Annotated in this window: 13 protein-coding genes and 1 pseudogene; 12 read left to right on the top strand and 2 right to left on the bottom strand. The window is 65.7% G+C overall.

The features are described 5' to 3' along the window. Position 1: 1 nt before the first annotated feature. The 7 genes from CCC_RS18880 (at position 2) to CCC_RS18910 (ending at position 6,197) form a co-directional block, all read left to right on the top strand. The gene (locus CCC_RS18880; RefSeq protein ID WP_009870800.1) at positions 2-298 is read left to right on the top strand and encodes a head-tail joining protein; all 297 of its coding nucleotides are present in this window, start codon (positions 2-4) and stop codon (positions 296-298) included. Beyond that, the gene (locus CCC_RS18885; RefSeq protein ID WP_009870799.1) at positions 295-933 is read left to right on the top strand and encodes a DUF6441 family protein; all 639 of its coding nucleotides are present in this window, start codon (positions 295-297) and stop codon (positions 931-933) included. Before CCC_RS18880 ends, CCC_RS18885 begins: the two co-directional genes overlap by 4 nt. Beyond that, positions 933-1,361 carry a hypothetical protein gene (locus tag CCC_RS18890; protein ID WP_009870798.1) on the top strand — a complete coding sequence of 143 codons (429 nt, stop codon included), beginning with the start codon at positions 933-935 and terminating at the stop codon, positions 1,359-1,361. Before CCC_RS18885 ends, CCC_RS18890 begins: the two co-directional genes overlap by 1 nt. Positions 1,362-1,387: 26 nt before the next feature. Continuing rightward, positions 1,388-2,347: a phage tail tube protein gene (locus tag CCC_RS18895; protein WP_009870797.1), complete on the top strand. Its 960-nt coding sequence runs from the start codon at positions 1,388-1,390 to the stop codon at positions 2,345-2,347. Between the two features lie 2 nt (positions 2,348-2,349). Beyond that, positions 2,350-2,865 (top strand): hypothetical protein, encoded by a 516-nt coding sequence (locus tag CCC_RS18900; protein WP_041042326.1) that lies wholly within the window; start codon positions 2,350-2,352, stop codon positions 2,863-2,865. A 26-nt stretch (positions 2,866-2,891) separates the two neighbouring features. Then, positions 2,892-3,077: a DUF7697 family protein gene (locus CCC_RS18905; RefSeq protein WP_009870795.1), complete on the top strand. Its 186-nt coding sequence runs from the start codon at positions 2,892-2,894 to the stop codon at positions 3,075-3,077. 129 nt (positions 3,078-3,206) lie between these two features. After that, positions 3,207-6,197, top strand: a complete 2,991-nt coding sequence (locus CCC_RS18910) for a tape measure protein (RefSeq protein WP_041042328.1) — start codon at positions 3,207-3,209, stop codon at positions 6,195-6,197. A gap of 3 nt (positions 6,198-6,200) precedes the next feature. Here CCC_RS18910 and CCC_RS18915 read toward each other — a convergent pair whose 3' ends face one another. Together CCC_RS18915 and CCC_RS18920 are read right to left on the bottom strand one after the other, a co-directional pair. Then, positions 6,201-6,539, bottom strand: a complete 339-nt coding sequence (locus tag CCC_RS18915; protein WP_041042330.1) for a type II toxin-antitoxin system RelE/ParE family toxin — start codon at positions 6,537-6,539, stop codon at positions 6,201-6,203. Then, complete coding sequence (locus CCC_RS18920) at positions 6,536-6,904, bottom strand: type II toxin-antitoxin system ParD family antitoxin (protein WP_236686413.1); 369 nt, start codon at positions 6,902-6,904, stop codon at positions 6,536-6,538. Before CCC_RS18920 ends, CCC_RS18915 begins: the two co-directional genes overlap by 4 nt. A gap of 15 nt (positions 6,905-6,919) precedes the next feature. Between CCC_RS18920 and CCC_RS18925 the strand changes: the two genes are divergently transcribed. The 5 genes and pseudogenes from CCC_RS18925 to CCC_RS18945 form a co-directional block, all read left to right on the top strand. Continuing rightward, positions 6,920-7,417, top strand: a complete 498-nt coding sequence (locus tag CCC_RS18925; protein ID WP_009870790.1) for a hypothetical protein — start codon at positions 6,920-6,922, stop codon at positions 7,415-7,417. 6 nt (positions 7,418-7,423) lie between these two features. Beyond that, positions 7,424-8,293, top strand: a complete 870-nt coding sequence (locus CCC_RS18930) for a hypothetical protein (protein ID WP_041042332.1) — start codon at positions 7,424-7,426, stop codon at positions 8,291-8,293. Between the two features lie 11 nt (positions 8,294-8,304). Next, the gene (locus CCC_RS18935; RefSeq protein ID WP_009867523.1) at positions 8,305-8,715 is read left to right on the top strand and encodes a hypothetical protein; all 411 of its coding nucleotides are present in this window, start codon (positions 8,305-8,307) and stop codon (positions 8,713-8,715) included. A 4-nt stretch (positions 8,716-8,719) separates the two neighbouring features. Continuing rightward, positions 8,720-9,286: a hypothetical protein gene (locus CCC_RS18940; protein WP_009867522.1), complete on the top strand. Its 567-nt coding sequence runs from the start codon at positions 8,720-8,722 to the stop codon at positions 9,284-9,286. A gap of 2 nt (positions 9,287-9,288) precedes the next feature. Then, positions 9,289-9,479, top strand: a pseudogene (locus CCC_RS18945) (hypothetical protein); the annotation flags it as partial.

Consider the following 9,479-nt stretch of genomic DNA (forward strand, 5'->3'; position numbering starts at 1 on the left):
CATGACCGCCTTCATCGACGCCCTCGACGACCTGTTCGCCGATCCGAACATGGCGGTCACCGTCAGCTACCAGGGCCGGTCCATCCGCGCCCTGGTACGGCGGCCCGACCGCGATATCGAGTTTTCGGACATCACCGTGCAGACCAGCACGGCGGTGTTCGAGATCCGGCGGCGGGAGGTTCCGGCACCCCAGGCGGGGGATGTGATCGTCCACGATGGCGACAGCTTCGTCGTCCAGGGCGAACCCCGTCTGGATGCCGAACGGCTGGTTTGGACAATCGACGTGAGACCGGCATGAAACTGGCGGCAGCGATTTCCGGTGATCTGCGCAAGATCATGGCCGAGGAGGTCAAGGACGCGGAAGACGCCGTCACCGCCGCCATGCGCCAAGCCGCCGACGGATTGAAGGCCGATCTTCGCCGCCAGGTCACCGAGGCTGGCATGGGCCAGCGCCTCGCCAACACCTGGCGGGCCGAGCTTTATCCCAAGGGGCGCAACAGCATCAAGGCAGCTGGCTTCGTCTTCACCAGGGCTCCCACCATCATCCGCGCCTTCGACCAGGGCGCGGTGATCAAATCCAAGCATGGCTTCTGGTTGGCGATCCCCACCGATGCGGCGGGCAAAGGTCCCCGAGGCAAGCGCATGACGCCCGGCCTGTGGGAACAGATGCACGGGAGCCACCTGCGATTCATCTATCGCCGCGGTGCTCCCTCGTTGCTGGTGGCGGAAAACATGCGGGCACGGACGGGAAAACGGGGCGGCTTCGCCAAGGGCAGCGCCTCGGCGCTCCGCTCCGGGCGCGGGATAACCAGTGTGGTGATGTTCATCCTGGTGCCGCAGGTGAGCTTGAAGAAGCGCCTCGACGTGGATGGCGTCGCCGAGCGGTGGGCTTCGGCGCTGCCGGAGCTGATCGTCAGGAATTGGAGATCGTGATGCCCTCCATCCGTGAACAGATTCTCGCCGCCCTGCTGGCGCGATTGGAAACAGTGAACGGCGCCACGGTCAAACGGGAAGCTCCGCTGCCCGAAACGGTCCCGGCGGGTGGTCTGATCATCCTGCGCGACGGCGATCCCGGCGACCCGGATGTGGTGCTGTCGCCGGTCATCTACCTTTGGGAACACCAGACCGAGATCGAAATCATCCTCCAGCGCGGCCAGGACGACGACAGTGCGGCATTGGACAACCTGCTGATGGCGGTGGGCGTCGCCCTGGCCGCCGACCGTTCTCTCGGTGGTCTGGCGGAATGGCTGGTTTGGGGCGCACCCAAGACTTCCGGCCTCGCCATCGACGGTGCTGCCGCCCTGCGCGGCGCCATGGTGCCGGTCACCATCCATTACGCCAGCCCAGATCCGCTGGGCTGATTTCCAATCTATCAAGGACTCCAATCATGGGTAAGACGCGCGCTTACGGCGCCGATTGCGCGCTGCTGGCTGCTTTCGAGGCGAGCTACGGCGTGCTTCCGGCCGACGGCTATGGACGGCTGTCGTTCAAGGAATCCAGCCTGGGGGCCGAGCGCCCGCTGGGCTACGACCCGCTGCTGGGTCAGGGCCGTGACGCCCAGGACCCGTTCTATGAGGCGATCAAGGACGAGGGCGATATCGGCGTGCCGCTGGATGTGCGGGCGCTCGGCTTCTGGCTGAAGGGTCTGTTTGGCACCCCCGCCACCACCGACAACGGTGACGGTACCTTCGATCATGTCTTCACCTCGGGCGGCACCCTGCCCAGCCTCGCCATCGAGATCGGCCATGCCCAACTGGCAGCACCGAAGTTCTTCCGCCATGGCGGGGCCAAGCTGGACAAGCTGTCCTTCGACATGGCCCGCTCCGGCGCCGCCAATGCCAGCATCGGGGTGATCGCCCAGGGCGAGACCGAGGCCGCTGCCACCATCGATGCCAACCCGACCAGCTTCGCCCTGAAGCGGTTCAGCCAGGGCAGCGGCACCATTCGGGTCGGCGGTGGCCAGCTGGCCAACGTGGTGGGCGGCAAGCTATCGTTTTCCAACAATCTGGAGCGGGTGGAGACCATCCGCGCCGACGGGCTGATCGACGGCGTGGATGAGACCGAGGCCACCGCCGAAGGCTCGGTGGATATCCGCTTCGGCACCGACACCACGCTGACCGCCGCCATCGCCGCCGAGAGCCCGGTGGCGATGGAATACGGCTTCACCATCCCCGGTTCGGCCTTTGCCCTGACCTTCCATCTGCCCCGCGTCTTCCTGCCGAAAAAGAAGCAGGAGATCAAAGGCCCCGGCGGCATCCAGGCCAGCTACGACTGGCGGGCGGCCCGCGATCCGGTGGCGGGGTATCTGCTGCGGGTCACCCTGGTCAACGACGTGGCGGGGTATTGATCATGATCCGCCTGACCATCCCCAAGGAACCCTACTGGATTGATCTGCCCCATGACGTCCGGGTGTTCGTCCGTCCCCTGACCACGGCGGTGTACGAGGCCGCCCGCGCCCGAGGCTGGCGCATGGCCCGTGCCATCGCTGCCGAACATGCCGATCTGAAAGCCGCCGGGGCCGACATCACCGGCTTGCCCGATCTGTCCGACGAGGACGCCCTGGCCGGGCTGTCGCAGATGCTGTTTGCCCAAGGTCTGGCCCGCTCCGCCATCACCAAATGGGAGGGCGTGTTGGATGCCGATGATCAGCCCGCCGAGAGCACCGATTCCGCCATCGCCGAACTGATGCAGCTTCCCCGCATGGCCGAGTCCTTCGTCGTCCAATACACCGAAACCCATGAAGCGGTCATCGCCGAGGGAAACGTCTCCAGGCCCGCGCCGAATGGCACTTCGGCGGCGGGCCTGACTACTGCCGGGGCTGTGGCGGAGACTGCGACTGCCCCTATGACCGCAACGCCCCCCTGACCGAAACCGGCTGGCAAGCCTGGGAATTGCTGACCGGGGCCATCGGCGCCATTCGTATTGGCCCGCGTGGCGGCATCACTGGCCTCGACCTTCCGGCCCTGCTGATCCAGGCCCAGGCGCTGGGCTATGACCAGCCTTTGCTGGCGCGACTGCTGCCCTTCGCTGAGCGGGGCATGGTGGCTGGGGCGGCCAAGCTGGTTGCGGAGCAATAGCGAGGCTGCGCGCCTCGCGCTCCCGCCGGGAGGTCGTGGACCTCCCGGACCCACCAGAACACTGGATGTCCGAAGGCTGCGCCTTCGGTCGGGCATGGGCGGAAGCCCATTCGCGTCAGCGAGATCTCCATGGCCACCAAATCCGTCTCCATCCGCCTGTCCTTGCAGGATGGCGAAACCGTGCGCCGTGCCCTGCTGCAATTGGGCGAGGATGGGCAGAAGGCCCTGCTGCGGATCGAGACGGCGGCACAACCGGCGTCGAAGTCGTTGCTGGCCATGAATGCCGCCAGCCAGGATATCCAGGGCGGCATGGCGGGGTTCGCCTCGCGCCTCGGTCCCATCGGCTCGGTCTTGATGGCGCTGGGTCCGGCCGGGCTGGCGGCGGGTGCAGCCATCGGCTTCTTCGGTAAGGCAATGGTGGAGTCCACCATCAAGGTGGAAAGCCTGGAGGCCCGGCTGAAGGGGCTGGTCGGCGCGGCGGCGCTCACCGAAACCACCAGTTATCTCTACGCCCAGGCCCAGAAGACCGGCACGGCGCTGGAAACGGTGGTCGGGGCCTATTCCCGGTTGGCGGCTTTGCAGAAGGCCGGGATCATCACCACCGGTGAATCCCGTGCCCTGCTGGAGGGGTTTCAGTCCACCGCCATCGCCCTGGGCGCCTCGTCCGAACAGTTGGAGCAATCGCTGTTCGGTTTGGCCCAGGGGCTGTCGTCGGGGACACTGCGGGCCGAGGAACTCAACCAGATCGTCGAGCCCATGCCGGGCCTGCTCCAGGCTCTCGACCGGGCCGCCGCTCTGCCCTCGGGCGGGTTCCGCCAGATGGTCACCCAGGGCAAGGTCACGGCGGATTTCTTCCGCGACACCCTGATCAAGGCGCTGCGGGGCTTCGACGAAGCCGCCAAGGAAAGCGCCGATACCGCCGAGCGGTCCTTCACCCGCATGGCCAACGCCTGGCAGGGATTCACCAACGCTCCCTGGCTGCGCAAGGTTCTGTCGGGTGGCGCCAATGCCGGGGCGGCGACGCTGGAATCGCTGACGCCGGGGGAATCCACGGTCAAGTCGCGGCTGGCCGATCTGGACCGGCGCATCGCCGCCCTGGGAGGCGAGCAGGCCCTCGACAAGCCGCTGCCTGCAGGAACCCACAGTGTGGTGGTCCAGGCGGTCAGGGAGGAAAACGAGGAACTGCGCCGCCTGCTGGCCGAGCGCCAGGACGTCGCCGCCGATCTCGACGAGATCACCCGCAAGCGGGCGGGCATGGAAGCCCATGCCAAGATGGAGCGCGACCGGGTCCGGGCCGAGCAGCGCGAGCCCAGCTATCTGGAAAAGCTGACCGACCTCAAATTCGAGGTGGAATGGCAGGAGAAGCTCAATACGGCCCGCGCCGCCGGCAACTCGGAATTCTCCCGCACCAAGGCCCAGTACGAGGCCGCCAAGGGTTTTCGCCAGATCGAGAAGGAGTTGTTCCAGCAAAGTGGCGTCTATCGCACCAAGCCAAAAGAACAGGAGATCAAGGATCTGCTGGCCCGCGAGGCCGAAGCCAAGGGGGCGGGAGAGATGTCCGCCCAGGCCCAGGCCGAGGTGCTGGGGCTGAACCTCCAGGCCCGTGGCCAGGAGCGTCTGGCCGAAGCCGTCCGCACCGGCGGGCAGGCCCAGATCGACGCGGCGCGAGCCGCCAAGGTGCTGGAATTCGCCTTCAAGAACAACGGCGCGGCGGTGGCCGAATACGACCGGGCGCTGCGCCGGATCGATGCCGCCAAGCTGCTGGAGCAAAAGAACGGCCTGATCCGCTCGCTGGAGCAGGAAGTCGCCGCCAATGATCGCCTCGCCGATTCCGCCAAGGGATCGGTGGCCGACACCATCCTTGCGGAGCGGACCAATTGGCTGGCCGAACAGGCCTCCAAGGGGTTGGCCGATGCCAATGGCGAACTGGCAGCCTCCTACGCCCAGGTGCAGAAATCACGCGCCAACAGCGAAGCGGCCCGTGCCGTCGCCGATCTGGAACGCGAGATCGACGCCCAGGTACGGCTGGCGGAGGCGGTGCGCAGTAGTGATCGCACCAAAGTTCGCGACGTCACCATCGACAATGACGTGGCCAAATTCGCCCGCGGCCACAAGCTGGCCGAGGACGATCCCAAACTCGATGAGTACCGGGCGGCCCGCTCGCGCCAATACGCCGAAGCGGTCAAGGACGAGGCTCGCCAGACCACTCTGGCCTATGACGCCACCCAGCGGTTTGCCGAGGAACTGGCCAAGCTCAACGAACAGCGGGCCAGCGGGACCTTGTCGGAGGAAGCCTATACCCGCCGCTATCGGGAATTGGAGCAGGACAAGCTGGCCGCCAGCCGCGACTGGCAGGACGGAGCCATCCGGGCAGTGCGGGCCTATGCTGACGAAGCCAGCAACGCTGCCGCCTCTGCCGAACGCGCCATGTCGGGGGCCTTGCGGGCCAGCGAGGATGCCTTCGTCAAATGGGCCATGACCGGCAAGCTGGCCGGGCAGGATCTGTTCAACAGCTTGGCCGAGGAGGCCCTACGCGCCGCCTGGCGCATGTCGGTGGTGGCTCCGCTGTTTGGCGGGGCTGGCGGCGGCGTCTTCGGCGGCATGATCGCTGGCATCGGTAGTTTCTTTTCCGGGACCGCTTCCGGCGGCGCCAGCTCCGGCGGCGCGGCGCCGGTGCCCGATACCGGTAATTTCGCCATCGCCCATTCCGGCGGCCTGATCGGTCTCGACCGGCTCGACACTCGTTCCTTCAGCTCCTCGGTCTTCACCAATGCGCCGAAATTCCACGGCGGCGGTCTGGTGGCTGGCGAACGCCCCATCGTCGCTCGCGTCGGCGAGGGGGTCTTCACGCCCCGGCAGATGGACAATGCCGACCGCATCCTGAATGCCGCCTTGTCGCAGCCGATGGCGGTGGGCGTGGTGGTCACGGTCAACAATCATGCGTCGGGCACCCAGGCCCGCGCGGAGCAATCTCAGGGGGCGGATGGCCGCATCCATCTCGACATCATCGTTGAGGAGATCGAGGGCCGCATGAGCCGCCGCATCGGTCGCGGCGAGGGCATGGCCCCGATGCTGGAGCATCGCTATGGGCTGAACCCGGCGGCAGGGACATATCGGTAAGGCTCAGTGAGGCATCTCAAGGTGTCGGGGTAAATCCATACTGTCGTGCAGAATCCGGATGATTTCGATCGTCTTGGACGGGCCAACACGGAACGCCATTATATGACGGCCTTTGTGTCCGGAGCGCCCGACATGAAGAACGCCTATCCCCGCGCCGAGATCGTTTCGAAGTTTAGCACCAAGAACATCGGGGCCGTCAGCTAGCGTCGCCATCGCAGAAGCGATCATCTCCGCGTAGATCGCCGCCTGACCCGCACCAAAATTCTCCGCGGTCCAGCGGATGATGCCGCTGAAATCCGATTCAGCCGCAGTCGAAAGGTACACGTCCCAAGTGATCGTCATTCAGCAGGAAGTCCTGCGATAGCCGCATCCGCCAGACGCTTAAGGTGGCTCTTCAGCTCACGCTCACCTCGGAGGACGGTGTAACGACCAGCCTCGATATCGTCGATCCCGACTTGGATTGCCGCTCGAAGTGTTTCAAGACGGGCTTGGTCCTCCATGTCGCGAACCTCGATCAGGCGCAGTCCCTCGCGCAGCACTTCGCTGGCGTTTTGATAGCGACCTGAGGTCACCAGCCGCTCGATGAGCTCCGACTGATGATCGGTCAGGACGACGTTCCGGGTCGGCATGGCGGCGCTCCATAAAGCATGTTCATGGCATAATATGCCATTGCCGTCGAGGCGTGCAAGGCTATCGGCGTCGGACAAGGAAATGGCCATCCCATGACCACACTCGTCTCTTGGCCCGCTCGACTGCCGCTACCGACCTATGACGGCTATGCCCTGGAACCGGAATCCGCCGTTACCCGCACCGACATGGAATCCGGCCCAGCCCGGCAGCGGCGGCGGTTCACGCAAACGCCCACCCGTATCCCGGTGCGGTGGCGCATGTCGGCAGTGGACTTCGCCACCTTCGAGGCATGGTTTCGCCTGAAGCTGGCCGATGGCGGCGATTGGTTCGCCATCTCCCTGCTGGGCGGGATCGGCATCGCCGCCCACGAAGCCCGTTTCGTCGGCCAGGGCAACACCCCCTACAAGGCGGTGCCCAGCCGGGGCGGCGCTTGGATCGTCACCTCGGTGTTGGAAGTTCGTGAGCGCCCCATGCTCGACGCGGGGGCGTTGGACATCCTGCTGGCCGAGGACGTGGTCGTTCTCTTCGCCAATATCCAGACCCTCCATTCCACCCTGCATGTCGGCTTGCCCGTCAGCATTCGCTGGTGATCGTTCATGACCCTGCAAACAGATCTCGCTGCTGCCGTCGCCAAGGTGACCGCGGACAGTACCCTGCTGCACAAGGTGGTGCATGGCCCTGCCGGCGGGACCGAGTCCCAGGTCGTCACCGAGGGTGGGCCGGTCAAGACGGTGGCCAAGGCCATCGCCGATATCGACACCCGGCTTCAATCCGGTCTGGAAACCCTGGACCAGAAGGTTGCGGCGGCGGCGGCCAGCGCGGTGCTTGCCGTTCAAGGTGCCGATGCGGCGGAGACGAGCGAGGCGGCCATCGCGGCAAATGCCCAGGCCGCCAGCCTGTCGGAAACGCATGCCGCCGCGAGCGCTTCATCCGCATCCGGCAATGCCGCTGCGGCCAATACCAGCGCGGTCGCGGCACAGGCTTCCAGACAAGCCTCGGAAAACGCCGCCGCCCAGGCGGAACAGGCCCGGACAGCCACGGTGGCGGCGAAAGCCGTCGCCACGCAGGCGGCAATCAATGCCGGAGTTTCGGCATCTGCAGCCAACGCCTCCGCCATCGCGGCCAATACCAGCGAAGTCGCCACCCGGTCGAATGCGGAAGCGGCGGATTTGTCCGAGCAGCGGGCAGCGGCAGCCTCGGCTTTGGCCGTGGCCGCCGAGGCCAGCGCCACCGCGTCGGCGGTCCAGGCCCATGCATCGGAAATCGCTTCGGCCGGTTCGGCCTCGGCGGCGGCCCAGGCCGAAACCGATGGCGCTTTCTGGGCCGGACAGGCCGAGAGATTCGCCGTCGCCGCCGAAGCGGCGGCAACCATTGTCGCCGAGGCAACCGGGCTTGATCTGCAAACCCTGATCGTTTCCGCCCGCAGAGGCTCGGACTACCGGACGCTCGGCATCGAGTTGTTTTGAAGGGAAGGCCCATGACCACCCTTGCCCATTACCTGACGCTCAAATCCGCCCAGGACAACGCCTTCGCCACCATCTCGGCCAAGCTCGACGATCCCAACCTGCGGATGGACGATTTCGCGCTGATGGTGAAGGCCATCGAGCTGATCGAGACCGTCCAGGACACCGATTCCTACGACGCCCTGCTGCGCAAGGTGGCCGCCAAAGCCGCCGGACTCTACGCCCCCGGCCTCAGTGGCGAGGACATCCTCATGCTCACCCGGGCCTCCCGGCTGGGCGACATCCCCCATGGCGGGGAGGAGCGGTGGATGCTGCTCAATCGCGACGAACGGAACATGGATGTCACCGGGGCCGTGATGGTCGGCGAGCGCAGCCTGGAATCCTTCGGCGATTGCGTCCTCGAAACCTTCTACGCGGAGACCTGATCCCATGCCCCTGACCATCCCCCCGATCCCCAACGCTGCTCCCTTCGTGGCGTTCTCCGACAATGTCGGCATCTTCAGCAATTCCAAGGCCCGCGAAATCCCGGCCCGGCTCAATGCCATTGCCCAGGCGCTGAAGGATCACATCAACACGCTCTGGCTGGGCACGGCCACCAGCTTCATCAACGGCACGGTGATCGCCGGTCTCAACGCCGCCCTTGCCAAGATCGAGACCTTCTCCAACGGGATCGAAACCCGCATCAACAATCAGATGGCCGAGTTCCAGGTCAATCTCGCCAATTACCTCGGAACCAATGCCGGGTATTCGGTCAGTGCCGCCAACGCCGCCCTGTTTACGGGGGGCATCGTCGCGGGCGACATCGTCTACGACGTTGCCGGAAGGGCGGTTTCGATCCGCCAGGGGCCGCGTCTGATCAACGGCATCACCTACAACGATGACGGCACCATGGCGGGCTATGCCGAGAAGCTGACCCTCGGCGGCATCACCTACACCCGCGCCTACAGCTTCACCTATACGCCCGACGGCCAGATCGCCGCCATCACGGAGGTTTGAGGATGGATATCCTGACGTTCAATGCGCTGAAGCAGTACCAGCGCCGTATTGACAGCGATCTGCTCGATCCCTGGAAGCGCCCGGCCTTCGCCGTGGTCACCATGAGCAGCTCGGCGCCCTGGGGCACGGTGGTCTACAACCACTATCTCCAGGAGCTTTGCCGCCAGCATTACAATGACAGCGGCTACATGCA

Origin of the sequence: Paramagnetospirillum magnetotacticum MS-1 (genome assembly GCF_000829825.1) — a bacterium.
GTDB classification, from domain to species: Bacteria; Pseudomonadota; Alphaproteobacteria; order Rhodospirillales; family Magnetospirillaceae; genus Phaeospirillum; species Phaeospirillum magnetotacticum.